The 26,866-nt window shown below is 58.8% G+C and carries 29 protein-coding genes and 7 pseudogenes; 24 read left to right on the top strand and 12 right to left on the bottom strand.

Annotated elements, in window-relative coordinates:
* Positions 1-88 precede the first annotated feature (88 nt).
* The 14 genes and pseudogenes from HALKA_RS0108515 to HALKA_RS19425 all read left to right on the top strand — a co-directional run.
* Entirely contained in the window at positions 89-1,177 is a 1,089-nt protein-coding gene (locus tag HALKA_RS0108515; RefSeq protein ID WP_018257578.1) for a metal ABC transporter substrate-binding protein, read from the top strand.
* Positions 1,178-1,183: 6 nt separating this feature from the next.
* Entirely contained in the window at positions 1,184-1,972 is a 789-nt protein-coding gene (locus HALKA_RS0108510; protein WP_018257577.1) for a metal ABC transporter ATP-binding protein, read from the top strand.
* Positions 1,969-2,979 carry a metal ABC transporter permease gene (locus tag HALKA_RS0108505; protein WP_026190230.1) on the top strand — a complete coding sequence of 337 codons (1,011 nt, stop codon included), beginning with the start codon at positions 1,969-1,971 and terminating at the stop codon, positions 2,977-2,979. Before HALKA_RS0108510 ends, HALKA_RS0108505 begins: the two co-directional genes overlap by 4 nt.
* A 193-nt stretch (positions 2,980-3,172) precedes the next feature.
* A pseudogene (locus HALKA_RS21890) lies at positions 3,173-3,520 on the top strand (hypothetical protein); the annotation flags it as partial.
* 158 nt (positions 3,521-3,678) lie between these two features.
* On the top strand, positions 3,679-4,107 hold the full coding sequence (locus HALKA_RS0108495) for a CopG family ribbon-helix-helix protein (RefSeq protein WP_018257574.1): 429 nt from the start codon (positions 3,679-3,681) through the stop codon (positions 4,105-4,107).
* A 130-nt stretch (positions 4,108-4,237) separates the two neighbouring features.
* Positions 4,238-5,263 (top strand): ABC transporter substrate-binding protein, encoded by a 1,026-nt coding sequence (locus tag HALKA_RS0108490; protein ID WP_018257573.1) that lies wholly within the window; start codon positions 4,238-4,240, stop codon positions 5,261-5,263.
* Positions 5,260-6,102: an ABC transporter permease gene (locus HALKA_RS0108485; protein ID WP_018257572.1), complete on the top strand. Its 843-nt coding sequence runs from the start codon at positions 5,260-5,262 to the stop codon at positions 6,100-6,102. The genes HALKA_RS0108490 and HALKA_RS0108485 overlap by 4 nt, the downstream gene beginning before the upstream one ends.
* The gene (locus HALKA_RS0108480) at positions 6,093-6,881 is read left to right on the top strand and encodes an ABC transporter ATP-binding protein (protein WP_018257571.1); all 789 of its coding nucleotides are present in this window, start codon (positions 6,093-6,095) and stop codon (positions 6,879-6,881) included. The genes HALKA_RS0108485 and HALKA_RS0108480 overlap by 10 nt, the downstream gene beginning before the upstream one ends.
* A gap of 98 nt (positions 6,882-6,979) precedes the next feature.
* Positions 6,980-7,390, top strand: a complete 411-nt coding sequence (locus HALKA_RS0108475; protein WP_018257570.1) for a CopG family ribbon-helix-helix protein — start codon at positions 6,980-6,982, stop codon at positions 7,388-7,390.
* Between the two features lie 137 nt (positions 7,391-7,527).
* Positions 7,528-8,208, top strand: coding sequence for an energy-coupling factor ABC transporter permease (locus HALKA_RS0108470; RefSeq protein WP_018257569.1), 681 nt, complete (start codon positions 7,528-7,530; stop codon positions 8,206-8,208).
* Positions 8,208-8,531, top strand: a complete 324-nt coding sequence (locus HALKA_RS0108465; protein ID WP_018257568.1) for a hypothetical protein — start codon at positions 8,208-8,210, stop codon at positions 8,529-8,531. Before HALKA_RS0108470 ends, HALKA_RS0108465 begins: the two co-directional genes overlap by 1 nt.
* A 2-nt stretch (positions 8,532-8,533) precedes the next feature.
* Positions 8,534-9,346, top strand: coding sequence for an energy-coupling factor transporter transmembrane component T family protein (locus tag HALKA_RS0108460; protein ID WP_026190229.1), 813 nt, complete (start codon positions 8,534-8,536; stop codon positions 9,344-9,346).
* 68 nt (positions 9,347-9,414) lie between these two features.
* Positions 9,415-10,218 (top strand): energy-coupling factor ABC transporter ATP-binding protein, encoded by an 804-nt coding sequence (locus HALKA_RS0108455; RefSeq protein WP_080505841.1) that lies wholly within the window; start codon positions 9,415-9,417, stop codon positions 10,216-10,218.
* 119 nt (positions 10,219-10,337) lie between these two features.
* Positions 10,338-10,673: pseudogene (locus HALKA_RS19425) on the top strand (DUF1405 domain-containing protein); the annotation flags it as partial.
* 25 nt (positions 10,674-10,698) lie between these two features.
* Here the strand turns inward: HALKA_RS19425 and HALKA_RS0108445 are convergent.
* The 3 genes from HALKA_RS0108445 to HALKA_RS0108435 are packed head-to-tail and all read right to left on the bottom strand — an operon-like array spanning position 10,699 to position 12,561.
* Entirely contained in the window at positions 10,699-11,358 is a 660-nt protein-coding gene (locus HALKA_RS0108445; protein ID WP_018257564.1) for a sulfite exporter TauE/SafE family protein, read from the bottom strand.
* A 1-nt stretch (position 11,359) separates the two neighbouring features.
* A complete protein-coding gene (locus tag HALKA_RS0108440) occupies positions 11,360-11,887 on the bottom strand; it encodes a TlpA family protein disulfide reductase (RefSeq protein ID WP_026190228.1) in 528 nt (175 codons plus the stop codon).
* On the bottom strand, positions 11,884-12,561 hold the full coding sequence (locus HALKA_RS0108435) for an SCO family protein (RefSeq protein ID WP_018257562.1): 678 nt from the start codon (positions 12,559-12,561) through the stop codon (positions 11,884-11,886). Before HALKA_RS0108435 ends, HALKA_RS0108440 begins: the two co-directional genes overlap by 4 nt.
* Before the next feature lie 204 nt (positions 12,562-12,765).
* On the opposite strand from HALKA_RS0108435, the gene HALKA_RS0108430 reads away from it, so the two are divergent.
* Positions 12,766-13,572, top strand: a complete 807-nt coding sequence (locus tag HALKA_RS0108430) for a sulfite exporter TauE/SafE family protein (protein ID WP_018257561.1) — start codon at positions 12,766-12,768, stop codon at positions 13,570-13,572.
* A 164-nt stretch (positions 13,573-13,736) separates the two neighbouring features.
* Here HALKA_RS0108430 and HALKA_RS20360 read toward each other — a convergent pair whose 3' ends face one another.
* From HALKA_RS20360 to HALKA_RS0108415, 3 genes are all read right to left on the bottom strand, one after another.
* On the bottom strand, positions 13,737-14,357 hold the full coding sequence (locus HALKA_RS20360) for a hypothetical protein (RefSeq protein WP_245545367.1): 621 nt from the start codon (positions 14,355-14,357) through the stop codon (positions 13,737-13,739).
* A 276-nt stretch (positions 14,358-14,633) separates the two neighbouring features.
* A complete protein-coding gene (locus HALKA_RS20355) occupies positions 14,634-14,987 on the bottom strand; it encodes a high-potential iron-sulfur protein (protein ID WP_080505811.1) in 354 nt (117 codons plus the stop codon).
* A 79-nt stretch (positions 14,988-15,066) separates the two neighbouring features.
* On the bottom strand, positions 15,067-15,426 hold the full coding sequence (locus HALKA_RS0108415; protein WP_026190227.1) for a DUF7471 family protein: 360 nt from the start codon (positions 15,424-15,426) through the stop codon (positions 15,067-15,069).
* A gap of 185 nt (positions 15,427-15,611) precedes the next feature.
* On the opposite strand from HALKA_RS0108415, the gene HALKA_RS0108410 reads away from it, so the two are divergent.
* Positions 15,612-16,151, top strand: a complete 540-nt coding sequence (locus HALKA_RS0108410; RefSeq protein WP_018257557.1) for a winged helix-turn-helix transcriptional regulator — start codon at positions 15,612-15,614, stop codon at positions 16,149-16,151.
* Between the two features lie 247 nt (positions 16,152-16,398).
* On the opposite strand, the pseudogene HALKA_RS20350 reads toward HALKA_RS0108410, so the two are convergent.
* A pseudogene (locus HALKA_RS20350) lies at positions 16,399-16,635 on the bottom strand (transposase); the annotation flags it as partial.
* 57 nt (positions 16,636-16,692) lie between these two features.
* Here HALKA_RS20350 and HALKA_RS20345 point away from each other — a divergent pair.
* Positions 16,693-17,576, top strand: a protein-coding gene (locus HALKA_RS20345) for an IS1595 family transposase (RefSeq protein ID WP_155119386.1) whose coding sequence is annotated in 2 segments (ribosomal slippage) — positions 16,693-17,155 and positions 17,155-17,576 — 885 coding nt in all. Because the reading frame shifts where the segments join, the coding sequence is not laid out codon by codon here.
* 2 nt (positions 17,577-17,578) lie between these two features.
* Here the strand turns inward: HALKA_RS20345 and HALKA_RS19420 are convergent.
* Positions 17,579-18,344, bottom strand: a pseudogene (locus HALKA_RS19420) (transposase); the annotation flags it as partial.
* A gap of 67 nt (positions 18,345-18,411) precedes the next feature.
* Between HALKA_RS19420 and HALKA_RS22450 the strand changes: the two are divergent.
* Together HALKA_RS22450 and HALKA_RS22445 are read left to right on the top strand one after the other, a co-directional pair.
* Positions 18,412-18,816, top strand: a complete 405-nt coding sequence (locus HALKA_RS22450; protein ID WP_026190226.1) for a DUF7405 family protein — start codon at positions 18,412-18,414, stop codon at positions 18,814-18,816.
* Positions 18,782-18,892 (top strand): DUF7405 family protein, encoded by a 111-nt coding sequence (locus HALKA_RS22445; RefSeq protein ID WP_449404880.1) that lies wholly within the window; start codon positions 18,782-18,784, stop codon positions 18,890-18,892. The genes HALKA_RS22450 and HALKA_RS22445 overlap by 35 nt, the downstream gene beginning before the upstream one ends.
* 1,111 nt (positions 18,893-20,003) lie before the next feature.
* Here the strand turns inward: HALKA_RS22445 and HALKA_RS19410 are convergent.
* Positions 20,004-20,499 (bottom strand): annotated as a pseudogene (locus HALKA_RS19410) (IS5/IS1182 family transposase); the annotation flags it as partial.
* A 67-nt stretch (positions 20,500-20,566) separates the two neighbouring features.
* Between HALKA_RS19410 and HALKA_RS19405 the strand changes: the two are divergent.
* The 4 genes and pseudogenes from HALKA_RS19405 to HALKA_RS19395 form a co-directional block, all read left to right on the top strand.
* A pseudogene (locus HALKA_RS19405) lies at positions 20,567-21,295 on the top strand (DUF7405 family protein); the annotation flags it as partial.
* A 47-nt stretch (positions 21,296-21,342) separates the two neighbouring features.
* Positions 21,343-21,852 carry a helix-turn-helix domain-containing protein gene (locus HALKA_RS20335; protein ID WP_080505809.1) on the top strand — a complete coding sequence of 170 codons (510 nt, stop codon included), beginning with the start codon at positions 21,343-21,345 and terminating at the stop codon, positions 21,850-21,852.
* A gap of 50 nt (positions 21,853-21,902) precedes the next feature.
* Positions 21,903-22,409, top strand: a complete 507-nt coding sequence (locus HALKA_RS19400; RefSeq protein ID WP_245545339.1) for a transposase — start codon at positions 21,903-21,905, stop codon at positions 22,407-22,409.
* A gap of 16 nt (positions 22,410-22,425) precedes the next feature.
* Positions 22,426-22,935 (top strand): annotated as a pseudogene (locus HALKA_RS19395) (DUF7405 family protein); the annotation flags it as partial.
* Positions 22,936-23,031: 96 nt separating this feature from the next.
* On the opposite strand, the gene HALKA_RS0108350 reads toward HALKA_RS19395, so the two are convergent.
* Together HALKA_RS0108350 and HALKA_RS0108345 are read right to left on the bottom strand one after the other, a co-directional pair.
* Entirely contained in the window at positions 23,032-23,610 is a 579-nt protein-coding gene (locus HALKA_RS0108350; protein ID WP_018257552.1) for a nitrous oxide reductase accessory protein NosL, read from the bottom strand.
* 250 nt (positions 23,611-23,860) lie between these two features.
* Complete coding sequence (locus HALKA_RS0108345; RefSeq protein WP_018257551.1) at positions 23,861-24,715, bottom strand: IS5-like element ISHmu1 family transposase; 855 nt, start codon at positions 24,713-24,715, stop codon at positions 23,861-23,863.
* Positions 24,716-24,798: 83 nt separating this feature from the next.
* Between HALKA_RS0108345 and HALKA_RS20915 the strand changes: the two genes are divergently transcribed.
* A complete protein-coding gene (locus HALKA_RS20915) occupies positions 24,799-25,587 on the top strand; it encodes a hypothetical protein (RefSeq protein WP_155119385.1) in 789 nt (262 codons plus the stop codon).
* Positions 25,588-25,761: 174 nt separating this feature from the next.
* On the opposite strand, the gene HALKA_RS0108335 is transcribed toward HALKA_RS20915, so the two are convergent.
* A complete protein-coding gene (locus HALKA_RS0108335) occupies positions 25,762-26,715 on the bottom strand; it encodes a WD40/YVTN/BNR-like repeat-containing protein (RefSeq protein ID WP_018257549.1) in 954 nt (317 codons plus the stop codon).
* Between the last annotated feature and the right edge of the window lie 151 nt (positions 26,716-26,866).

Here is a 26,866-nt window from a genome sequence, read left to right as displayed (position 1 = left end):
GGAATCTGCGCCCGTAGATTAGACTAGTCTAACCTTTAGATTTGATAGAAACTACTATATTCTTCGACTTATCTCTAGCTAGTCGACGATGGACGACACACCGCAGTCTCGAACGCGGGACAGATTCTCACGCAGGAGAGCCATTACTGCCGGTGCAGGACTTCTCGCCACCGGCCTCGCCGGATGCACGAACAGCGTCGGTAGCAGCGATACCGCGCCCGCGAGCGACGCGGGCGGCGCGAACGGAGGCGGCCCCACTGTCGCAGTCGCCTCCTTTTTCAGCTTCTACGACTTCGCACGGAACGTCGTCGACGGGACACCGCTTCGAGTGAAAAACCTCGTCCCGACCGGACTGCACGGTCACGGGTGGGAGCCGAATGCGAGCGTCACGAAAGAGATCGTCGAAGCCGACGCGTTTCTCCACGTCGGTCCGGGGTTCCAGCCGTGGGCCGACCGCGCGATTCAGACGCTCGAAGACGACGCCGTCGACACGCAGTTGATCAACGTCCGTGAGGGCGTCGAAATGGTCGATCTCGCCGCGACGCTGGACCCCGAGGAAGAGGGGGTCGGAAAGCAGCAGGGGAAGGACCCACACTTCTGGCTCGATCCCGACCGCGCGAAGCAGTCGGTAGACAACATCGCCGACGGGCTCGCGACACTCGCGCCCGACCACGCCCACACTCTCCGAACGAACGCCGAGACGTACAACTCCGACACCCTCGAACGGATCGACCGGGACTACCGGGCCATCTTCGATGCCGCCGACCGAAACGTCGTGCAGCTCGCGGCGCACAACGCCTTCCAGTACATCGGCGTCAAATACGACGCCGAGATGGTCCCCCTCGTTACGAACCTCGCAGCCAGCGGTGACGTCAAGCTCTCGGACATCACCGAGGCGAAGGCGGTCATCGAGCGAAACGACATCGACTACATCGCAAACGGCGTCTTCGAGTCACGGAAGCCGGCGAAGCAACTGCTCGACGAAACGCGAGTCGCCGGCTATCTCCCCGTCACCCCCTACGCGGGGGTCCGGGAGGACTGGGTCGAGAACGACTGGGGCTACGAGGAGATCGCTTACAACATCAACATGCCCACGTTCGAGGTCGTCCTCGGCAACAAACGACCCGAGGAAGCCGGACCCGACGGCTGGGCCGACGAGTGGCTGAACTTCGAGTGACCGCCAATGCGCACACACACCTCCGAGAACACCACGAGCTCGGAATCGACCGACAGTACCGAGTCGATCATCGAACTGTCCGGCGTCGACTTCGGGTACACGTCTACCCCAGTCGTCGCGGACGTCTCGCTTCGGATCGACCCCGGTGAGTACGTTGCGATCGTCGGTCCGAACGGGTCGGGAAAGTCGACGCTGATGACGTTGATGCTGGGGCTGGTTCGACCGGACGAGGGGGTTGCTCGGCTCTTCGGCGAACCCGCCCACGAGTTCGACGACGGCTCCCGTCTCGGCTACGTCGCCCAGCACGCCAGCGCGTCCAAAGAGATGCCGATCACCGTCCGCGAAGTAGTCAAGATGGGTCGGTTCCCACACGTCGGCTTCGGTCGTCTCTCCAGTGCGGACTGGGACATCGTAGACGAGGCGCTTGCCACCGTCGGCATGACGGCGTTCGCCGATCGCCGCGTGACACAGCTGTCGGGCGGTCAGCGCCAGCGGGCATTCATCGCCCGCGCGCTCGCCGGTGAGGCTGACCTGCTCGTGCTCGACGAGCCGACCGTCGGCGTCGACATGGAGTCCGTCGAGGCGTTCTACGACCTCCTGGATTCGCTGAACGGCGACGGTATCACAGTCGTACTCATCGAGCACGACCTGGGTGCGGTCACCGAACACGCCGAACGCGTCGTCTGTCTCAACCGAGAGGTCTACTTCGACGGACCGGCCTCCGAGTTCGTCGAGAGCGACTCTCTGGCCCGCGCATTCGGCACCACCGCGAACCTGCTGGGTGGGTCTCGATGATTCACCTCGCTGCCCTGCCGCTTCGAGTGGGACTGCTCGACCCCGTGTTCGAGCCGCTGTACTGGATTCTGGCGTCCTGGTCGGAGGTTCTGTCGTGGCTCGCCGGCCAGACAGGCCTCGAAATCCTGCGGTACGGGTTCATGCATCGGGCGATCCTGGTCGGGCTCTGTATCGGCGTGATGGCACCGCTGATCGGGACGTTTCTGGTCCACCGCCAGCTCGCGCTCATCGGTGACGCACTCGCCCACACCGGATTCGCCGGCGTCGCGGTCGGACTGTTCCTGAACGCCGTCATCGACCTGGGGGTCTCGCCGTATCTGACGGCCGTCGTCGTCGCGATGATCGCAGCCCTGCTCATCGAGCTCATCTCGGAGGCGACAGACGCCTACAACGACGTCTCGATGGCGATCGTGCTCTCGACGGGCTTCGCGCTGGGGACGACACTGATCAGCATCAACGCAGGCGGGCTCGCTGTCGGCGTGAATCAGTTCCTCTTCGGCAACCTGTCCACCGTCTCGAACGAGAGTGCGGCGATACTGCTGGCGCTGTTCGGCATCATCATCGGCGTGATCGGGCTCACACGCAACCAGCTACTGTACGTCACCTTCGACGAGACGGCTGCTGCGGTGTCGGGTCTCTCGGTGAGCTGGTACAACCGCATCACGGTGATGCTGACTGCGATGGTCGTCGTCGGCGCGATGCAGATCATGGGCGTCATCCTGGTCGCTGCGATGCTCGTCGTGCCCGTGGCCGGCGCGAGTCAGGTCGCGCGGAGCTTCAACGAATCCCTCCTGATCTCGGTCGTGCTCGCCGAACTGGCAGTCGTTCTCGGCATCGGAGCGTCGTACTACGGTGAAGCGACCGCCGGGGGCGTTATCGTTCTCGTCGCGGTCGCGATTTACGTCGTCGCCGTCGTGCTCGGGAAACTCCAGACCGCCTTCGGCGAGGAAGAGACACCCGAGATGGGCAGCATCGATACGACCGAATCCGCATCGAGGGGCGACTAACGATTCCCGACGACCGAGAACAGCAACCGGATGCCTCTCGAAGAGTGGCCATTATGTCGAGACGCGGTCGAAACTCGGTACGGGACTGAAACACGGGAGCGGCCACCGTTGTGCCGGCGGTGCTCTGTTGAATCTGCAGATAGCACTGGGATCAGGGCTTGAAACACAGTCATCAGACTCCAGTGGTGGTGGTCTTACGACGGGCGGCGCACGGTCGATTCTCCAACGGCTCTCGGAGACCGCAGAGATCAATATCGATCATCCGAAACACGATTATCTTGCTCCACACGGTGGCCGGCGTGGAATGGGCGAGGTGCTTGTCCGCGCATTCGGGCATACAGTCGCTGCTCGTTACTTGGATAACTCTGAGGAGATGATGAGAGAGCGTTATTCACATATCGAAGCTGGTGACGTCGCAACTGACGCACCCAGATCGATGCCCTCGATAAAGAGACGCTTCCTCACAACCACGGAGGATGGTATTGATCTGCGCCTTCTGTTATCTCAAATCCAACAAAACCCGTTACGAGCTTTCGACTAACCCTGAAATTCGTTCCAGTAACCCTTCGAAATTCCGAAACAACTCGGTGTGTCTTAGAATGTCCGTGTTCCACTATCGTTGGAGGGCCTATCCCGATCACTCTAATGACGCAGCTGTAGATGATAATCTTTAATATTTTGTACCGGATATGTTGTTATATGAGTGTGGTCAGCGTCTCGATGCCGGAGGAGTTGCTTAATCGAATCGACCAGTTCGCAGACGATCACGGCTATACTGGTCGCAGTGAAGTGCTTCGTGAGGCGAGTCGAAACCTTCTCGGTGAGTTCGAGGATACGAAACTCGAAGATCGAGACTTGATGGGCGTCGTCACAGTACTTTTCGATTACCAAACAACAAGCGTCGAGGAGAAGATGATGCACCTGCGTCACGAGCACGAGGGCATCGTCGCTTCGAACTTCCATAGTCACGTCGGCGGCCATCATTGCATGGAACTGTTCGTGTTGGAAGGGTCGCTCGAAGAGATATCGACGTTCGTCGGGAAGATCCGAGCGACGAAGGACACGCTCACGATCGACTACTCAGTGCTGCCGGTGGATGACTTCGGCCCGCTGGCCGACATGGACTGATTCTGTTCTCCCTCCCTCGCTGTATTCACGCCAACCCTAGCGACATCTACACTCCTAACCCCACTAGTATTAACCTTCTACTCGTAAATCACAGGTATTATTAGAATCGGATATAGAGTTAGCAACACAGATGGGTCACATCTCGCGCCGAAGGCTGCTCCAGACGGGGGCAACCACGATTGCTACGGCAGGAATCGCTGGCTGTCTCGGTGAGGGCGGTGCGTCACTCGATTCTGTCACGGTCGCGTACGTCCCGATCTATCCGAACATGCAACACTACGTGATGGAACGAGAGGGCTACTACGAGGACGTTCCAGCAGACGTCACAGTAGAGCGATTCAGCTCCGGTCCCAGTGTGGTCAAGGCGTTCGCGAGCGGAGACGTCGACGTTGCGCTCTTCGGGATTACTCCTGCGATGGTCCTCGTCGACAAGGGCACCGACGCCGGCGTCCTCGCGGCAAACTCGAGAAATGGCTTCAAGGTTGTGGGGACAACCGAACTCGCTGCTCTCTACGATCAGGAAGGGCCAGCCATGTTCGACCGCTTCGAGGAAGAGCACGATCGAAAGGTCCGATTCGGTGCCCCACCGGACGGGAGCGTTCCCGACATCGTCCTCCGGTACTGGACCCAGGAGGACCTCGATGCCGGTGAGATGGAGTCCGTCATCGACAAGTCGAAAGTCCCGCCAGCGAAGGCAGTCCAGACGATCCAGTCGGGCGATATCGACGCGACGATCATCCAGGAGCCGTTCGCGACGATCATCGACCAGAACGACGGCTTCGGCGAACTCGCCTGGTCCGGAAACATTCTGGAGAACCACCCAGTTACGGTGCTGTTCGCGAACCAGCGAGTCCTCGACGACAGCGACGTCGCCCAATCGCTGGTCGAACAGCACACAGCGGCGACCGAGTTCACAGCAGACTCACCGGATGTCGCCGCCGCCCACGCCGCATCGGTGATCGGCTCCGGCGTGAGCGAGGAGCTTGCGACGGCGGCTATCGACTCACAGGCGTCGGATTTCTTCTCGAACCCGCACGCGATCACCGAGCAGGCCGCGACGATGGGTGAATTCGCCGCCAACGTCGGGAACATCGAAGAACCGGTCGCAACTGAGGACCTGTTCGCGTTCGACCCTTACGACGCTATTCAAGAATGAGCACGCAGACCGACACCCGTTCTAGCGCGGTAGTCGCCGGCAGTTTCGAGGGAGACCCACGGCGGTATCTGCGCGGCCTGGGCGGTCTCCTCGTGTTCCTGCTCGTCTGGTGGGTTGGCGCGATGACGACCCAGCCGTCGTATCTCGTGCCGGGACCGCTCGATTCGGTGCGCGCGTTCATCGACCTGTTCGCGACCACGACCGCGATCGTCGTCCCCGTCTCGGGATCGGATCTGGTGCTACCGACCGGACTTGCACATCTCACGGAGACGCTGTTCCACTACGTTCCAGGCCTCCTCCTCGGTGCGAGCTGTGGGGTCAGTCTCGGTCTGGCGATGGGCTGGAACGGTGCGCTCGACGACTGGTTGCGGCCGCTCGTCCGGGTGCTGCGGCCGATCCCGCCGCTGGCGTGGGTCGTCTTCGCCATCGTCTGGTTCGGCATCCACCACACCGGCGCGGCGTTCATCGTCTTCGTCGGGGCGTTCTGGATCAACTTCTACGGCGCGTATGGGGGTGTCGAGGGCGTTTCAACCGACCTAACCGATGCGGCGTCGACGCTCGGCGTGGAACGCGATCTCTCGATGCTGAAACTCGTTGCACTCCCGAGCGCTGCTCCGCAGGTGTTGACCGGGTTCCGGACGAGCATCGGTCGGTGCTGGATGATCGTCGTCGGCGCGGAGCTGTTCGGCGCGCCCGGCGTCGGGTACGAGATCATCAACGCCTCCAACAACCTCGCGATGGCAACCAGCGTCGCGTACATGTTCCTGATCAGCCTGGCGTTCCTGTGTATGGACGTCGGGTTTCGCCTTCTCGAAGGGAGGGTTCTCGCGTGGCGCTGAGTTCCGAGTCGTCAGTCGATCGGGAGTCGCGCGAGAAGATCACTGTCCGGAACGTCAGCAGGGCGTACGACTCGACCCAGGCGCTCGAGGGTGTCTCGCTCTCGGTCGGGGAGGGTGAGTTCTGCTGTATCGTCGGTCCATCGGGGTGTGGAAAGACGACGCTGTTGCGAGCGATCGCCGGTCTCGACGACCCGGACGGTGGGTCGATACTGGTCGGTGGAGACCCGGTTACCGGTCCTGGACTAGACCGTGGAATGGTCTTTCAGGAGTACGCGCTGTTTCCCTGGCGAACCGTCCGCGGGAACGTCCGGTTCGGGCTCGACCGGCCTGCGTGTGACTGTGCGGACTGCGAGGCACGGGTTCGAGAATTGATCGACCTGGTGGGCCTCGACGGGTTCGAGGACGCGTACCCGAAAGAGCTGTCAGGCGGCATGAAACAGCGTGTCGGTATCGCTCGCGCCCTCGCTCCCGACCCGGAGATTCTGTTGATGGACGAACCGTTCGGGAGCGTCGACGCTCGGACGCGCGACCGTCTGCACGCCGAATTACTCGACATCTGGGCACAGACCGGCCAGACCGTCGTGTTCGTCACCCACGACATCGACGAGGCGGTGACCCTCGCTGATCGCGTGGTCGTCATGGACGCCGAGCCGGGATCCGTGCAGTCGACGTTCTCCATTGGCATAGAGCGCCCACGTGAACGGACATCTCGTGAGTTCGTGGACTACGTCGCGCGAATCAGGGACGAGCTCGGAAGTCCGATCGATACTATCGAGTGACACTCTCTGGAGGTGGGTTTATTAATAGCAACCCACTGTATCACTATCTCTATTATCTCCGAGACAATTTTTAATACATGCCCATCGTGAGTTCCTCGATGACGGAGCGACTCCGGGACGATCTCGATACGTTTGCGGAAGAACACGGCTACACCGGCCGGAGTGAGGTCATCCGCGAAGCGTGCCAGTCACTACTCGAAGAGTACCAAGAGCCAGACGACGTGGATCGGCGGGTACTGGCGACAGTTACTGCTGTCTTCGGATACGACGAACCGGAGATCGAACGCCAGATGATGGATATTCGCCACGAATTCGAAGCGTCGATCCGGTCGAACTCCCACAACTGCCTCGAAGGGAACGCCGGCTGTGTCGAGACGTTCGTCATCGAAGCACCGTACGACGACGCCCTGCGATTTATCGGGACCGTTCGAGGAGCAGACGAGTCGGTCTCAGTCGAATACACGGTCGTCCCCGTCGATGTCATGAACGCACAGATCAACGAGCGTTAGGTTCGAAATCACTTGCACCGACGAAACTTGACTCCTTCGATATCAATATATATCGTAACTCTATGCCAGGATTGTTATCGGAATTGAGCTAGTACAGCAACTTTATTATAATTCCAGTTGAGATTGGCAATATAGAGATGGCACACATACACCTCGGAGAAGGGTCGTTTCCGCTATGGGCACTGATCCTGTGGACGTTGCTCGGAACTGTACTCGTTAGCGCCGTTGTCCGGCGCATTCGGAAGGGCGGTATCGAGACTCACCAGATTGCCCTCGCCGGTATCGGCGCGGCCGCGAGTTTCGCGATCTTCCAGTTGAACATTCCCGTCTGGGGTGGCATCCACATGAACCTCACCGGCCTCGTGGGGATTCTCGCAGGGCCGCTACTCGGGGCACTCATCGCGCTGGTCGTGAACATCTTCTCGGCGGCGCTCGGCCACGGTGCAGTCGGCCTGCTCGGCGCGAATACGCTCGTCAACGCGAGCGAGGCCATCGTCGCCTACTACGCGTTCAAGACGCTTCTGGGAATGGACTGGGACGTCTTCCCCGCCAGCGCGAGCGCGGCGACACTCGGCCTCTCGGCAGGCGCGTTCCTGATGGGTGCGATCATCGTCGTCAGCGGCGTGAACGGGAGCGCGCTGCCGCGCGGTGACCTCACCATCGCCGTCGGCGGACTCGTCGGGCTCAACCTCGGCGTGGCCGTCATCGAAGGCCTGCTCACGGGCTTCATCGTTCAGTTCCTCGCCTCCGTGCGCCCCGACCTCGTCGGTCTCGTTGACCGTGACACTCAAGAGGAGCCGACCGGGGTGACCGCCTGATGCAGCGCTGGAAGCAGTACGGCGGACTCCTCGGTCTGTTCGCGGCCTTTCTCGCCGCCGGCTACTGGGGCTTCACTGCGACCGGCGGTGCCCTGCCGTGGGCAAAGCGATCCGCGAAGGCCCTCCAGCGCGGTGTGCGGGAGGGCGGTGGTTCGCTCGTCGACTTCGGTCGCGGTATCGTGGTGGCTGGCCCCATTCGGAAGGGCGGGATGATGCTCGAATTCGGCGCTATCGTCGCTCTTCTGGCCGTACTCGGCGTCGGGCTGTACGTCTACGTCGACCGCTACGGCGGCTTCGAGGACGGCGAACGCGCGGCTCGGTGACCGTGACGACACTCTCGAACCACGTTCCCGACCCGCGGCTCATCACGGCGTTCGCCGAACGGCGAGACGGACCGTTGCACCGCGTCAATCCATGGACGAAGGTCGGTATCGTCGGCGCACTCGTTCTCGCAGTTACGGTGTTCGACCGCCTCGCGCTGTTGGCCGGACTGTACGGGGTAGTCCTCGTCGTCTACGGACTCTCGGGGCTGCCGTATCGACGGCTCGCCGGCTGGTACACGCTCCCGATGCTGTTCATCGTCTCCGTCGCTGGACCGCTGGCGTTTCTCGAACCGGGGACGCCGATCGGTGGCGCACTTCCGACGCCGCTCGGCGACCTCTCGGTCACGTGGGACGGACTCGTGCTCTTCGCCGAGCTCAGCTGTCGATCGCTCACGGTCGTCACGTTCACGCTGACGGCGTCGATGACGACCAAATACACGGACGTCGCGTACATGCTCGGCCGGTTGCTCCCGCGACCGATCGACCAGATCGCGCTCTTGACCTATCGGTTCACGTTCGTCATGATCGAGACGCTGGAGGACCTGGTGAAAGCCGCGCTCTCCCGAGGTGCGAACTTCTCGGAGTTCTGGTCGAACAAACGGCTGTACGCGAGAATCCTCGGCATGACGATGCTGTCGGCGATCGAGCAGTCCGAACGGCTCGTCAAGTCGATGGAAGCCCGTGGCTACAACGGCGACATCACACTGTATGGCGATGTCTCGCGGCCACCGATCCACGAACTATTCGTCGTGGTCGGGTCGTACGTCGCTATCCTCGGCTACGCAGCAGTCGCGGTCTACGGGGTGAGAGTGTGAGTCGAGACGATGCACCGCTGGTCGACCTCCAGTGTGAGGCCCACACGTACCCCGACGGGACCGTCGGGATGCACGATGTCGACTTCTCGGTGTATCCCGACGAGGTCGTCGCCCTGGTCGGGGGCAACGGCGCGGGGAAGTCGACGCTGCTGGAACACCTGAACGCGACGCTCGTTCCCGACGACGGCGAGCTCGTCGTCGACGGCACGCCGATCACTGAAGACGATAAGACACACGCGCGGAAGGAAGTCGGCTTCGTCTTCCAGGACGCCGATACGCAACTCGTCGCGCCCACGGTCCTCGATGACGTGCTGTTCGGCCTCCAGAACTACGGCGTTCCCGGTGACGAAGCGAGAGCGCGCGCTCGTGAGGCGCTCGCGACCGTCGACGCGAGCCACCTCGAAGACCGGATCCCGCACTACCTGAGCGGTGGCGAGAAACGCCTCGTCGGCCTCGCCGGTGTACTGGTGCTCGAACCGAGCGTGGTCGTGCTGGACGAACCCCTCGCAGGGCTCGATCCAGAGCGGTCCCGACTGGTCGCCGACCGCATCGAGCAGATTCACGAGGAGGGCATCAGTGTCGTCCTGTCGACGCACGACCTCGACTTCGCCGCAACGGTCGCGACTCGCGTCTGTGTGATGGCCGACGGCAACGTCGTCGGAAGCGGGACGCCCCGTGAAGTGTTCTACGACGACGCACTGTTGGCGGAAGCGAACCTTCACCCACCGAGTGCAGTCCGTGTGGCTCGCGATGCGGGGCTCGATGCGAGCGCACAGCCCGTGACGGAAGCGGATCTCGTGTCGCTCCTCACGCAAGGTAACGATCTGGAAACCGCACAGACACCCTCGCCTGATGGCGGAGCACACGACTGATACGGAAAGTCGTAGGTCTTTACCAGATCGCCCACATGTCGTCGTGCGGTCGACTTCTCGCGACGGTCTCGCCACCACCACAGGTCGTTCCACTGCTGGGACAAGCACTCGCTGCGGACGCGATGTACGCCTTCCTGTTCGTCTCGCACCTGAGTATGGTCGTTCAAGCGTTCCTCATCCATCGGTACAGTGACTTTCCTGGTCGAGCGACTCTCGTTGCCGTGGCCTGGTATGGGTTCAACGACCACGTCGACTACTTCGTCCCGATTGTCGGAACACCGCACCACTCCCTATTGCCAGTCGAACCGGTCGTGAACGGCACCGTCCAGCACGTCTCTGCAGCACACGAGATTGGAGCCGCGGGCGTCGTTGCGCTGACGATACTGGCGACGATACTCGCGGTGGCAACTTGGCGAGTGAAAATCTCCCGAAACGAGGGCTCTGTAGCGGCCTGAGTGCTCCTTTTGATTCCTGGTCCCGTCACAGAACTCCCAGTTCGAACACTGCGAGGTATATCTGCCCACCACCGGCCAATATCATCACTACGGCCGCAATCTGTTGGACCTGTCTCGAGTACTTTCCCAAGGAACGCCAGGAGTCGATTCCGACGCCCGCGAGCAACGTCACTCCAACGAGTGGGAGCGTCACCCCGAGGGCATACACGGCCAGTACGAGGGCACTCGACTGGACCGGCAATGCGAGCGCTTGGGTGATTACGCCGAAGAGGAGTGGCACCACACAGCCTGCTGCGGCAACCGCATACACGGCACCGAACACACCGAATCCGGTTACTGACACCGGCCGTTCGGGAAGCGGGACGCGGAGTTCCGGCCCTCGGTCCAGGAGTGTCACGAGGCCGAAGGCGACCAGCCCAGCACCGATAACCGGTTCGAGTACCGGCAGTGCGGTCTTCACTGGCCGACCCACCGCCAGGACGAGCAGCGCGACGACGGCGAGAGCACCGAGAGCGCCTCCGGCAGCGGCACCAGCAGGTGCGAGCATCCCCGTATCCTCCTCTTTCTCGCTCAGGTAGTACCCCACGTAGCCCGGAAGAAGCGGGAACGCACATGGGGCGAAGAACGTCGCGACGCCAGCGCTTGCAGCGAAGGCCAGCGCCCCAACGACTGCAGTTTCGACCATTTTACACCAGTGAATCGAGCTGGTCTCGGAGTGTTTTCTCTCCAGCGAGCCCGCTGTGACCGAACTCGATGGTTCCGTCCTCGTCGGTGATGGTGACGTAGGGCAGCCCGCCCGCTCCGAGCGCCGCCAGCAGCTCGCTCCCAGGATCCAAGCCGACGGTCCAGGCACCGTCGTTGCGATTCCACCACTCGGCAATGTCGGCTCTCGTTAGCGTCTCGCTCGGGCGTTCGTTTGTCACGGAGATGAACGATACCTCGTCATAATCTGGCTGAACTGCGTTCAGAATCTCGAGCTGGTCGTCGCAAGGGGCACACCACGTGGCGAAGAGATCGACCACGGTGACGGTATCTGGTGTCGGGACGACCGCTTCGCCGGCCGTCGAACCGCGTGCGTCCAGGGTCTCAACGCGAATTGGAAGCCGCTCGTTCCCTTGAGAGTTCATGTCTGGCAGACCGTTTTGGGTAACCCACAGACTTCCCCCGGTAAGTCCGAGCCCTGCGATCGCGGCAACGGCCTGCCGACGGTTCACGCGTTTCTCACCGTCTTCAGGTCGGCGATGATGGTTCCCTCGTCCGGCGACTTCGAGCGATAGGCGCGCTCGACGAACCCGTCGGCGTTGACCAGCAGCGTCATGGCCGAGTGTGTGAACATGTACATGTCCATGTCCTCGGGTTCGGTACGCTCGAAGGCGACGCCGAACTGGTCCTGTACGACAGCCTTGGCTCGCTCCTTCGAGGCTGGCCGGAGGAAGTGCCAGTTCTCGTGATCGGCGTCGACGTTCATGTCGTCGGCGTACGTCCGAAGGCGATCGGCAGTGTCACGGGCGGGGTCGAACGTCGTCGGGAAGAACGAGACGGCATCACTGTACCCGTTGTTCTGCGCGTGGGCCTGGATACTTCGCTGTGTCGAGATGAGGACGGGACAGACGGTCTGGCAATGACTGTAAAAGAACGTGAGGAGTGACGGTGTCTCGATGTCACGCAGACGAATCTCTCTGGACTCGACTGGTGCGGGGACAGTTACGTCCGGAATCTGTTCGCCCCATGCCGGATACGGAACGTCACTACTCTCGAATTCCCGATCCGGTTCCCCGAGAGCGACGTCAGGATTCGAATCGCCGAGGCCAACGCTCCCGAGACATCCGGCGAGTCCACCGATCGCTCCGAGCGCTCCGGTCGACCTGAGAAACGTTCGTCTGTGCATAATCGGTCGTTAGGGTCTCGAACATTTGGGGTATCTGGTTCGGGTCTCGAATACACGTCCCCGCGTACTCCTGGCCCGTTCTCGCTCGCCAGGATTCGGATGATGTTCTTATAATCATAGAGACGAAATAGTGGGCTAGAACTCAGACTATCTAGTGGTGACAGAATAACACTCGGTGCTCCAGCGACTGAGACGCTTTCGTCAGTGATACTCCACACGGGGATAGTAACGTCCGAGCAGATCGAGCTCTCTGCGTTCTTTTTGATCGGTCTTCTCGGTGGGGCACACTGCCTCGGGATGTGTGGCCCTCTGGTGACGATGTACGCCAAACAGTTCGGGGGAAGTGCAATCAGTAGCCCCGAGCGGTCTGGAGTTACGTTTTGGGAACTCCGCCAACACCTCCTGTTCAACAGTGGTCGAACAGTGAGTTATGCCGCGTTGGGCGGGCTCTTCGGACTTGCAGGCGCATTCGTGTTCGATGCTTCGTCGGCCGTCCTAGTATTCAGCGGTGCCGTACGCGCAACGATCGGGTTGGTCATCGGCCTCCTGATTGTCGGGACCGGCCTCCGATACGTGAGCGGGAGACACGGCAGCCACGGAAGCAGTATTGAACTCCCAATTGTGGGGCGACTCGCCGGCGTCTTCGGAACGCTCCAATCACGTATCGACGGGTGGGCCCAGGGCCCAGGCATCGTCGGGCTGGGACTCATCCACGGCTTGCTCCCGTGCCCGCTTCTCTACCCGGCCTACCTGTACGCGTTCGCGCGCGACTCTCCGCTCGCTGGCGTCCTCACGCTCGGTGTTCTCGGACTACTAGGGACGTTCCCTACGCTCTTCATCTACGGAACGATCGTCCAGTCGGTCGATGCGACCAACCGTCAGCGACTCCACCGTGCGCTTGGGGTGGCGTTCCTGTTCCTCGGGCTGATGCCAATTGTACACAGTCTCGCGCTGTTCGGGATTCAGGTTCCCCATATCGAACCACCGATCTACCAGCCCCTCGGTGCGTGACGAGACAGCCTTGTCTGGGATTACAGATGGCTATATCGTTGAGAAGAGGAGACGCGACAGTGATCCAGCCAGTCAGTGCAGTCGGGTTCAGTCCGTCTCTGGCGATATGTGAACCTGTTCAGCTAAAGCGTTTTAGAGGGCGTCTAAACGACGATACAACGGGTTCAGGGCCGTCTCCCTGGATAACTGGTTCGTTGACTCAACAAACGTCTCAGCAAATCAAGGAGGTCTTGATCGGTCGGCTCTGTACCATAGATGCTGACGGACTCCGTACCAGAGTAGCCGTGTTCCCCTGACTCATCACGCTCCCAGTAGAGCAACCCCGTCTCTTCTCTGCCGTCGAATCCCATCTCGTCAACAGGGAATGTTAGCACTAGCGCCTCATGGCTCCCGCCGGCGTGGCCCTCGAACTCACGAACTACCCCATCGTCTTCTGGCCGTGCGCCCCCACCATCTTCGACTGTAGACTGTGACCCAAAGCGATAACGTACGGGTTCGTCTGTGGGGTCGAACGTCTCTCGTTCATCATCACCGTTGAGAAACTCTGACCGATGGACGGCAACTGGCACTGATTCGTGTTGGTCTACGTCGATAAAGTTCTCTGCGTTCTCGGGTTGAATATCGATATCGAGTTCGAGGGGAAAGTGTGCGGCTGCCACGCCACTTAGGCTGGGAATAGCCGCGACGGCAGCAGCAGCACCGAGCGTTCCCTTGACGTAGCGCCGTCGCGTCGTGGTTTTAGTTTCTGCCTCTTTATCGACTGGTGTCGATTGCTTCGGTCTCATACAACAATTCGAGAGACAAAGCGTGGTGGTATGGTGATTCTGGTCCAACTAACGAATGCACCCTCACGATCTGTAGGCAAGCATGGCGACCCCTCCACCTCCATACCGAACGACTCTCTTTTCAGTCCCGTCAATAGTGATATCATACGTTGGCAGCGCTCAGATTTAATTCTCCTGTAGTAATAATTGAAACGATTTACACACTAATCGCACTGCAGTCGTGCGATCGGTGTGTGAATCATTTCAATTGTTACTATAGCTGCCAGACTCTCGGGGCTATCCGGTGTGTCTCGCATAGATAGTACACCACGCGTTCGGCTCGATGTAACCTTCGACGAGGCTACAGGCACCGAGACCATCGTCGTTCTTATCGCAGATATAGGGGATACAGTTCTCGCAGGTGGCAGCCCCCTGTGCATCGTGGTAGTTGACACCTGCTTTCGATTGGAGGTTTCCCGCGGAGCGCTCAGTCTCACCCTGAGAAGTCGCTGTTTGGTACTCATCAGGAACTGGTCCCTGAAGGTCCTCGTACTGAGGATCGTCACCGGCACAGCCTGCCAGTCCAACGAGCAACGTTCCACCGAGGACGTGTAAGAGTCTGCGTCGTGTGGGAGTCGAGAGTTCGTCCATACTCCAAATTCACATCCCGATTAGAGTAGGTGTACTGGTCCAATAATCGAAGTTCCCGTGAACTGGCTCACTCTGGTCGTCAGTCAGAGCCGAGCTTTTGACTCTCCTGCGACCGAGCGTAGTACACTGCAGCAAGTACGAGTGCCATCATGACGACATCAAGCGAATGCTCGAACGAGTGGTGCATCTCGGAGTTCATACGTCCTATCAGGTACGTAAGTCCTAGACCGGTCTTTCCGAGGAATGTCGAGAACGCGACTGCAATGAGAAGATACGACATCGTCCGACGCCTCGCGAACGCGACGAACGAGAGCAACGCGACGAGTATCGAGAACACTGTACCTGCACTGAGCGCAATGATAAGCAGACTATCGGACAGTGAAACCCCGAAATGGAGTGGCGATAGAACGTCAGCGGTGAGTGATGCTATTGACAGCATGTAATTGAGTCCCGGAGATTCGAGTGGCCAGGCGTATGTAGCTAATCACAGTAGCCGGATCAACTCACAAGTTGTGGTTCAATTAACGAACCCGAACGACGGACCGTGAAATATAGAAGCCATTACTCGAAGAGATCTGTATAGCTGAATCGGTGACTTCGCTCCGCAGTCGGGGATACCAAACAATGACTGGAACACGAAATCAAATTGCACGTCAGGTTCGTCGGAACCCCGGCATCCATTTTAACGAACTCACCCGGACGCTCGATCTCGCACCAGGGCAGGTCCAGTACCACCTCCGGAAACTCGAACGCTCTGATGATGTCGTCGAGGAGTCGCTGTACGGTCGGACGCACTATTACACGCCGGACTACGGAACCTGGGAACGGGGAGCGTTGGCCGTGCTCCGTCGAGAAACCGCACGAGACGTCCTCGTCTATCTCATGGCCAACGGCTCGAGTGCACCCAACGCAGTCGCCGACGGTGTGAATATCGCACGGAGTACCCTCGAGTGGCATCTCGACCACCTCGTCGAACAGGACCTCGTCGAGAAGCAGCGCGATGCTCAAAACCACGTGACACTCGCTATTACACACCCAGAGGAGACGGCCCGGATGCTTCGGTTGGTCGAACCATCGGTCGCCGACAGACTGGTCGATCGGTTCACGCGACTCGTCGACGGGCTACTCGCCGGTGAGCCAGATACGACAGAGCACGACCCGTGAGACGCTGTAGACACTCGTTCGAGAACCGAACCAGAACTCTGCTTTCCGTCGAGTCCAGAGGTTCGGGATAGTGATGGATCTACTCGACGACGATATTCCTCGGCGACAGGTTCTCAAGGCAGCCGTCGCGCTTGGGGGCGCGAGTGCACTGATACGGATTATTGTAGCGATTTACCGGTGATCGTCTACCCCGTGGCGACGATCACCGGTACGCAACTATAATAAAGAGGGTGTCATAGAACTCTTCTCACACCGTGATGATCGTGCTTCCCGGGTTGTCTCCACGTTCGTAGTTGGTGATAGCGACGACGAGGCGAAGGCACAGAGCAAGAAACACCTGCGCTCGTGCGTGGACGCGGCCTCGGGCGTGCGTTCGCCCGAGGCCGCAGTCCTTCACTGATTCGTTGGTTCGCTCTACTCCCGTACGGCGGTTATACGTCTCGTCTAACGTTGATTGCTTCATCTGGACGTCCTCGCTGTGTTTCGCTCATCTCGATAGATCGTAACATCAATTCTGCTGGCGACTCAGTAGCAGCCAACGATGGACGAGCAGTCAGCTCAAGTGTTCCTTCCACCGCGTGAGCGATGCTTTGAGCGTCTCCGTCTCGCCCGGTTCGGCGAGACGGTGACGTGTGTTCACTGCGAGAGTGACGCGGTTGTCGACCGAGGAACGACCGGTAAGGACGCTCAGCAGTACTGGTGCAAATCCTGCGAAACCTACTTCAACGACCTCACAAAGACGATCTTCGGCCAGCATCGCTTCGATCTCGAAGAGATGTTCTATATCGTCAAGGAGATGCGATCTGAGCCGACCGCTCAGATCGCTCGTGACCTTGATCGAGACTACGAGGCTGTTCTCAACTACGTTCACAAAGTGCAGGAAGTGAGTGATAATATCGACGAATTCGACCTCTACGACGTGTGCGAAGCTGACGAGGTCTACGTCACGGCTGGTGAGAAGGGACTCGAAGATGAGGATGGGAGTCCGCGCGAGCGCGGACTCTCAAAAAGGGGCGCGGAACCTTCGAATCAGACAAACCGCCAGTGTTGACACTCGTCCGTCGGAGCGACGGACGAGTGCGATTTCTCGTCTATAAGGATCTGCAAGAGGCCGACGAGGACATCTCTGAGTACGGCGACGGAAGCGTCATCCTCTGTACCGACGGCTACACGATCTATGAGGATATCGAGGAGACGGAGGGGGTGGACGGCCATCTGGCCGTCACCCACTCCGACACCTACGTCATCGGTGACGCCCACACAAATACCTGCGAGAACCGCCACAGCTTCCTTCGCCAGTGGCTGGCGAAGTTCAGAGGCATCTCGAAGCATCATCTCCAAAAATACCTCGGATTTCTCGCACTGAAACTCAACTCACCGGACGACTGGTTCAAGAAACTGCTGTGTTACAATGTATCGGGATGAGCGCTGTGTTTTTCGATGCGGTCTTCGACCCTGTACTCGATGTCTTTCGGATCATCAGCGTTCCGTGCGTTGTACGGAGCGACTGGCACGACCCCTGCGGCCAGCAGGTGGTCGTGCCAGTCGAGCGTGTCGTAGGCGCTGTCACCAACCATCCAGATCGGTTGCCTGATGGCGAGCGCGTCACGTGTGACGCGCATCGCCGTCTCCTCTGGTGCTTGTTTGCTCTCGGTGAACTCGGCTGCAATCGGGATCTTTTGCCCGGTCGAGACGATTGTGCAACCGTAGCCGTGGTAGTACTCGTCGTCGGTTGGATCGTAGCACTTTGAGGCGTCTTGATCGGCGGGCATCGCCCTCACATCGGTCGAATCGATGCAGTAGGTCAAGTCGAGCAGGCCGCGACGGGCGGCCTGCTCGACGAGTCGGTCAAAGACATCGTCAACGATGTGTCCAAGATCGGTCAGAAAGCGATCGACTGCATCTCTGGACGGAGGTCGATCGAAGCCACAGCTCAGCCAGACAACTGTATTCCGAAGCTCCCGCTCAACTGGACGAATGCCGTAGATGTCGTGGTAGTAGCAGTGGAGGAAGCCCCGCATCAGTTCTGGTGGTTCGTGATCTCGTGTTCGCCCCGTCTCCGCCGGGGCGAAACACGTCGAACTCTTCGAGAAACTCGAAGGAGAGGTGCTCAAACAACGCTAACGTCTCTGTCTCCGCGACATTGAAGAACGAGTCTACCGAAGGGTGATCTTGCAGGGTCGCTGGGCTCATACCACCTCAGCGTTCACCCTGCTCTTTGGTGTGCTAATCGTTCTATGACACCCTCACAATAAACCGTATGAGTGCCTGTTTGGAGCTCGGCGACTCCGAACCGGCCCCGACCGGCAATCCGAACGCAAAACCGCACGCCAAACACGCCTGGCGCGAGTCCATCCGCCACGACGAGCATGGGAACTCCCAACTCCCGAAACATCAGACTCTCCTCTACATCAATTTCGACGGGGATAGTCACCCGTCGACTGACACCCGATCGACACTCGAACGAGCACTGACGGTTCTAGATCGGGCCTACGAGTGGAGCTACGAGGGCTTGCTTCACTTGATCGCGTACTCGCCATTGTACTTCGAGCGGTTCGATCAACCCCTTCCTGAGAACGTGGTGCTTCCCCAGCCACGGGCGCTTTCACCGTTCGAATCCCCAACGTTCGATACCACAGGATGCAGTCGTCCACCTCGCGAGTGACCGTGCCGACGTGGTGCTCGAAGCCGAACAGGCCCTTCGAGGGCGAGCAAGACCAAGCGAATGGCGTATCCGTTGACGCCTGGATCCACCGACATCGCCGCGACGATCGATTCACGGACGGACCGGGTTCGTCGGCGCTGGAGCCCCGGCGAACCACCAGGATGCGGCTGGTATTCCTTGACTCGGAACCGGTTCGGAGGCGTCGCCCGCGTTCATGGGCTCGAGGCTGGCTTCAGGGAGAAACCAGGCGACTGAGGACTACGTTACCGTTCCAGGATGGACCGTTCGGCGGGGTGCGACGACGAAGATTGATCGCCAATCTTCGACAGCGTCTCATACATCGTGCGAAAGTATTTGGCCAGTGTAGGATCAATTTTGCGGTAATGGGACGGTTAGAACGATATCACTCTGGAAGAGCTTCAGGAGCTCGTGAACAAAACAGAGGGTGAGGTCCTCGAGAACGTGTTCTTGCTTGTTACAATCGGCCGAAAGCAGGGCGATGAACACGAGACATAGCTGAACGACATGGTGTCGTGGAGAAGACGATCCGCAACCTGGCTCGGTCGGGTTTCACTTGAAGAACCGATTCGAGCAGCTCCCTACGGACGAATCCAGACCAGGCCGCCCCTCGAAGCTTCGGACAAACACGAACGCAAACAGTTCTTCGGAGCGGCTCACAACAATTCGCCGACAAGAACTCGGCTACGAGCAAACAAGCCAACCCCCGTCATGGTCGCCGAAAACTGCTCCTTCACAGTGTCAAACAAGATAACGGAGTCGAATACAGCGAAGGCCACGCTCGGAAACTCCTGGGGAACAGGCGGGCTGTCCTCGCCGGACAGACGGGGCCACGAAATTACTGAGCGCTGATCCAGAACTAAGGAAGCCGAATTTCAACAAGCAGTTCGACAAAAAACGGCCGATAACTGCCAACCAATACCGTTGTTGTCGGTCGATCAGTTCCACCAAGCGCGTCGGCACAGTGGCAAGCCGACGTGGCTGTGTACGCCAGTCGGCTCATACATCCAACCAGTAGAGATCATCGAACTCTTGGGATACCGGGTGACGTGGTCGCGCTGCTCACCGACGACGGTGACGACTGCTATTGTTGGCCTGCGGAGGAATCTTTCGGCTCACAACCGGGATCTCGTTGCATCGGTCCTCTTGCCCGGTTCGAGACGATTGTGGCAACCGTAGCCGTGGTAGTACTCGTCGTCGGTTTGGATCGTAGCACTTTGAGGCGTCTTGATCGGCGGGCATCGCCCTCACATCGGTCGAATCGATGCAGTAGGTCAAGTCGAGCAGGCCGCGACGGGCGGCCTGCTCGACGAGTCGGTCAAAGACATCGTCAACGATGTGTCCAAGATCGGTCAGAAAGCGATCGACTGCATCTCTGGACGGAGGTCGATCGAAGCCACAGCTCAGCCAGACAACTGTATTCCGAAGCTCCCGCTCAAACTGGACGAATGCCGTAGATGTCGTGGTAGTAGCAGTGGAGGAAGCCCCGCATCAGTTCTGGTGGTCTTCGTGATCTCGTGTTCGCCCCGTCTCCGCCGGGGCGAACACGTCGAACTCTTCGAGAAACTCGAAGGAGAGGTGCTCAAACAACGCTAACGTCTCTGTCTCCGCGACATTGAAGAACGAGTCTACCGAAGGGTGATCTTGCAGGGTCGCTGGGCTCATACCACCTCAGCGTTCACCCTGCTCTTTGGTGTGCTAATCGTTCTATGACACCCTCACAATAAACCGTATGAGTGCCTGTTTGGAGCTCGGCGACTCCGAACCGGCCCCGACCGGCAATCCGAACGCAAAACCCGCACGCCAACACGCCTGGCGCGAGTCCATCCGCCACGACGAGCATGGGAACTCCCAACTCCCGAAACATCAGACTCTCCTCTACATCAATTTCGACGGGGATAGTCACCCGTCGACTGACACCCGATCGACACTCGAACGAGCACTGACGGTTCTAGATCGGGCCTACGAGTGGAGCTACGAGGGCTTGCTTCACTTGATCGCGTACTCGCCATTGTACTTCGAGCGGTTCGATCAACCCCTTCCTGAGAACGTGGTGCTTCCCCAGCCACGGGCGCTTTCACCGTTCGAATCCCCAACGTTCGATACACAGGATGCAGTCGTCCACCTCGCGAGTGACCGTGCCGACGTGGTGCTCGAAGCCGAACAGGCCCTTCGAGGCGAGCAAGACCAAGCGAATGGCGTATCCGTTGACGCCTGGATCACCGACATCGCGACGATCGATTCACGACGGACCGGGTTCGTCGGCGCTGGGCTCCCGGCGAACCACCAGGATGCGGCTGGTATTCCTGACTCGGAACCGGTTCCGGAGGCGTCGCCGCTGTTCATGGGCTTCGAGGCTGGCTTCAGGGGAAACCAGGCGACTGAGGACTACGTTACCGTCCAGGATGGACCGTTCGCGGGTGCGACGACGAAGATGATCGCCAATCTTCGACAGCGTCTCATACAGTCGTGCGAAAGTATTTGCCAGTGTAGACTCAATTTGCGGTAATGGGACGGTTAGACGATATCACTCTGGAAGAGCTTCAGGAGCTCCGTGAACAAACAGAGGGTGAGGTTCCTCGAGAACGTGTTCTTGCTGCAATCGGCCGAAAGCAGGGCGATGAACACGAGACACTAGCTGAACGACATGGTGTCGTGGAGAAGACGATCCGCAACTGGCTCGATCGGTTCACTGAAGAACCGATCGAGCAAGCTCCCTACGACGAATCCAGACCAGGCCGCCCCTCGAAGCTCGACAAACACGAACGCAAACAGTTCTTCGAGCGGCTCCAACAATCGCCGACAGAACTCGGCTACGAGCAACAAGCGTGGTCGCCGAAACTGCTCCTTCACCATGTCAAACAAGAGTACGGAGTCGAATACAGCGAAGGCCACGCTCGGAAACTCCTGGGAAAGGCCGGGCTGTCCTGCCGGACAGCACGGCCGCGAAATCACGAGGCTGATCCAGAACAAGAAGCCGAATTTCAACAAACAGTCGAAAAAACGGGCCGAAACTGACCAACAAAACCGTTGTTGTCGTCGATCAGTTCACCAAGCGCGTCGGCACAGTGCAACGACGTGGCTGGTACCCAATCGGCTCAAATCCAACGATAGAGACATCGAACTCTTGGGATAAGGTGACCGTGCTCGGCGCTGTCACCGACGACGGTGACAGCTTCTATTGTTGGACTGAGGAGAATCTCACATCAAAACAAGGGATCTGGTTGCTCGGTGCACTCCAAGAGCGGTTCGGTGAGGAGTTAGTGGTGTTTCTCGACCGTGCTGGATACTTCTACAACAGAGATCTCTGGGAACACGTTAGCGGTGAACGCGCGACCGAAACTGTCGGAGACAGTTCGGTCGCGTGCGTGCGCGGGGAAAAGGAAACCGACCTCGATATCTGGTACTTCCCACCAAAATTACCGGAGCTCAATCCAGTCGAAGGATGCTGGGATCGTCTCAACGAGTGGTTCAAGCATCGACTCATCCCAGATCTTTCGACGCTAAAACAGCAAATCCAACGAGGCCTTCCAACTGTTGATGAACCGAATATCTGGAAGTATCTCTGTCGTTAATTACCAGTAAAAACTAATGCACGACCGTATCAAAGACTGGTACGACGAGCAGTCCTTCGAGGACCGCGTGATGGAGATGTTCAGCCCCGGGTACGTCGAGAACGATATCGTCGAGGGTACCGGGTCGAATCTGGGGTCTGGTAGCGGTATCGACCAGTTCGTCGACGACATCGAAGCGGACGCGAGAGCACACGGCCGCGTTGGTCACGCACAGAAGGCTGCCCGTGCGAACCGGGACGCGGATGGAACCGTGAAGCTCCTCCGTCGCCACTTCGAAGCCACGGACGATATCGGGTCGGACCAGAACGTAGCGAGTCTCCACTTTCCCTCCCTACAGCGTCGGATCGCGGACTTCGAGGATGTACGCCGGGCGATGAACGGTACAGATCTGACCGAAGTCACGCCAGCGATCCGCCAGCGCGTCAACAACGGTATCCTCGAATATATTTTTGTCCGCCGTCGGGGGAACTTTCTCGTCCCGCTACGTGAACACCGAGCGGTTCCGACGCCACGACCTGAATCGTAGCTGGAGCGGTGGAGAAACAAACCAGCGGCTCGACGTTGCGAATGTCACCCATCGTCGGTTCGACGTCACTTTGCTTTTCGTGTGGCCGACGGCCTTTCAGTCTCGCTTGTATTCACTGATGAATCTGGAGGTGATCTCGTCGAAAGTGACCGTCCGGCCGCCGTGATTGCCGATGAACGCTTCTGCGTCGTCAGGCACAGAAAACGGTAGCAATGCAGGACCCATGCCGCCGGAGACGTCGCTCTCGACGACGTAGGTCATCTCCGTCGCGTCGGCGAATGTTTCGGGAGCAGTCGGTGCGGAAATAGACGTCTGGTTCTTGCCCGTCCGTATCGAGTAGTCGACTGTCGAATAGTCGGTCACGTAGATGACCGTTGCCTTCCACCCCCGGCGCTCGTGCTCGAAATAGTAGGGAAACAGGCCGAAGGTCAACGTGTGGAACCACGCAGGATTTTCGTGGTCCTCGGGCGAGTGTTCCTTGTAGAATATTTGACCGTTTGGGCCGCCGTGGTTGCCGATGACCATCCCGCCCTGGTCGTCGGTTTTACTCCCGGAGAGATCGACCGGGTCCGGAACCGGTCGGCTAGACTGATCCCCTGTGAGACCGAGACACCCGCTCAGTCCGATGCCGCACAACAGTCCGCCAAACGACCCTGTGAACGTACGTCGGTCCATATGCCACCCCTCCGATGTCAGGCTCTAAGCCTCTGTGGTACGATCCTCGAACCGTTCGACGTCACGCACTCTTGTACGAATTCACAGACGTCGAGATGCAACTCTGTAACCTCTCAGAGTCGACAGGCAGACGGCGCACTCTTGTTCGATTCGAGGGCCGGACCAGAATCGGCTTTTTACGAGGGCTCCGAGTGTCGGACATGAATGATATAGCTCCGAGTGGGCCTTGTTTAGACGCGTGATTTCACGGTCATGAGTGGCTGACGCTGAGTTCGATGTTTCTGACAGCACATTTCAGAACGAGTTCGCGGAACTGACCGAACCAGGTTCGAGCCCGAACGATCTCGCCGTATTTGCGTCGCAGCGCGAAAAACGTGGATTCGGCGTTCGAGCGTTGATGGTAGATCGTATCATCTTGCAAGAAATTGTTGGCGACGCCGTGCCAGCCGAATTCGCGGTGCTTAATCACCGGTTTAACGCCTTCTGCACGCAGTCTTTGGCGAAGTAACCACCAGTCGTAGCCTTTGTCGGCGGTGAGAATATTCAGTTTGTCGAGATTACGTTTGACCATCTGCCAGCCGACCTTGGAATCGTGCGGTTGTTTCATCGAGCAATGTATATCGAGGATCGCACCAGTCTTGCAGTCACTCAGAAGGGTCGTTTTCACCGCCTCGAACGTATAGTTCGTCCGTTTTGCGTAGTGTTGGCTGGCAGCAATCCGATCCATGCCGGTTGCGTCGATTGCCTGAACATCACCGAGGTCGTGCAACTCCGCCGACAGCCGCAGCAAGACGCGCCAAATACGCATTTCCAGATCCTGCTTGCGCGTACACACGGTCGTGAAATCAGGCAGATCAGCCACCGCTAGGTCGAGTTTAGCGACAATTCCATGCATCTCGTGGAGCACGTCCAGCAACCGTCGATACGTGTGATCAAGATACTCGCGGAGGCCGTGAATCGCCACGATCACCCAATCTGCGTAGCCGTTTTCTCCTTCTTCGTACGCTGGATCTGGTTCGCCGACGACGGCTTTTTGAGCAAGCGAGACAACCCGATCAGTGAAGCGGGCGAGTTTGCTGGACACAAACTCCTCTTCCCGCTTCACTCCCTAATAAGTTAGACATTTAGCCGCTCTTACTAGCGTCTAAACACGCCCCAAAATTTGTGAATATGAATCGTAGAAGATTCATGAAAACAGCAGGGTGTTCAGTATTCGGAATTGCCTCAGTTGCTAGCCCATCGTCTGCTTCACGCGGTAGACAATCAAATAATAGTAAAAATTATGAAATAAAGAATCTTCTAAGATCCGGAAATAAAGAAGAGGCTTATGATTTGTGTGATGAGATCGGGGTTATTTATACTCATAATACAACAAAATTTTCTAGCAAGGAATTAGTTCAAGAAGCGAACAATACAGATGGATCTGCGGCTGTGGATGGTGTGTCCACACAAAAAAGATGGGGAGATCCCGACAATGATCCAGATTCTGAAATGACGGTTTCAGCCGTTGCTTTGGGTGGCGATGATGAGAGCGGATATCAGTATGTCATTTTTAACTGGGATCTTGCTGATGCTGCAGGAGCCGATTGTCATGGGCCACTTGATGGCGCGGCAATTTCATTCTCGGAAGATATCTATAGGCTCAGGAAAGACCAAACAAAAACTAAAGGAAATACTCTTGTTGAAACTGTACCACATGTGCATGGGGTGTATGCAAAACTACAAACGGGTCGAATGGCACCAACATATAGCGGGTCTGGCTGGATGGAAACTGAAATTGACACAAGAGACGACGAATTGGGGGCTGAAACTAATATATACGGTGAATTAATCCACACTTGGGACCCCTTCTGTTCACCATCCAATATAGGCATTAGTTGGTCACTGCCAGGTCCGGGTGAGTTTGATGTGAGTATCTCGGGAAGTGGACAGGATTGGAAGGCAAAAACCTTCACCACACATACAGCCGAACCATAGCAAGATATTAAAACAAATTCTATAGTCAATCTACACTAATTAATTATATCTACTGTTTTAAACTCATCTCACTAGTATAATACGTCCTATGTACTATTAATTTAGATTTAATTTAACATTATATAATTCATTTGTGTTTAACTCGCTGGAGGGCACCGTCGCGGCGATCGACGCTTACCGCTCGACGATCGCGCCGCCGGCACCGACCGCGATGTCCACGTCGCCCCGGACCACGGCCTTCAGGTTCGCGCCGGTCGGGGTCTGTTCGGCCGCCCAGCCGGCACCGGCGTCGCGGTCGAAGACCGCACCGCCACCGCCGACGGTGAGGCCCTCGCCGTTCTCGACTTCCACGTCGCGGAGGCCGGCGTCGCCGTTGTCGACGCGCCGCCACTCGCTGCCGTTCCAGCGGTAGATCGAACCGCCACCGCCCGCGACCCACACGTCGTCGAAGCCGTCGGCGTCGACGCCGTAGAAGTTGTAGTCGGCGTTCGCGATTCCCAGCCGGTCCCACGTCGTGCCGTCTCTCGTGTACAGGACCGTCTGGTTGCCGTCGACGATGTGGCCGGATCGGTCGTCGAAGAAGTCGACGGCGTTGATCGCCGAGCCGGAGGCCGGCGTCACGTCCTCCCAGCTGCCGGTCTCCCCGTTCTCGAAGCTGTAGTACAGCTTTCCGGAGTCACCGGCCACGTAGACGTTCGCGCTGCCGGCCTCGCCCGTCACCGACACGTCGTTGAAGTTGTTGGTCACGTCCATCGGTGCCGAGTGGTCGTTCAGGACGCCCGACTCGACGTCGAGCTCGCCGATCGCGCCCGACGAGCCGACGAACCAGAGCCGCTTGCCGTCGTCGGTCACGTCCGCGCCGTAGAGGTTGTTGCCGTTGCCGCTCGGACCGCCGTCGAGCACCTTGCGCCAGCCCTTCGGCGTCCGTTCGAGGACGACGCCAGCGCCGCCGACGGCGTACGCGCCGTCGGCTGTCGACTCCACGTCGAAGAGCGTGTTGCCCGTCGGTGACTCGACGGCCGTCCACGTGCGTTCGGCGGCCTGTACGCCCGTCGGGACCGCAGCGGCGGCGACCGCCGCTGTGGCTGACTTGAGGACCGTTCGTCGGGTGGCAGTGTCGTCGAACATCGCATCTGGGTGGTGGGCTGGTTGCCACTTAGTAGCGGGAAGCGCTTTGGCGAATTTTACGCGAGTTTCAGCTCACCCGATCGGTTTTATTCCGACGGGAGAACGTTCGTGCCGCCGAATCTGGGCGTAAATTCGCGTGAACCGAGTAAAT

This window comes from Halomicrobium katesii DSM 19301 (genome assembly GCF_000379085.1).
GTDB lineage: Archaea > Halobacteriota > Halobacteria > Halobacteriales > Haloarculaceae > Halomicrobium > Halomicrobium katesii.
Note: the sequence above shows the minus strand (reverse complement) of the source record. Positions and strands in the feature narration are given on the sequence as shown.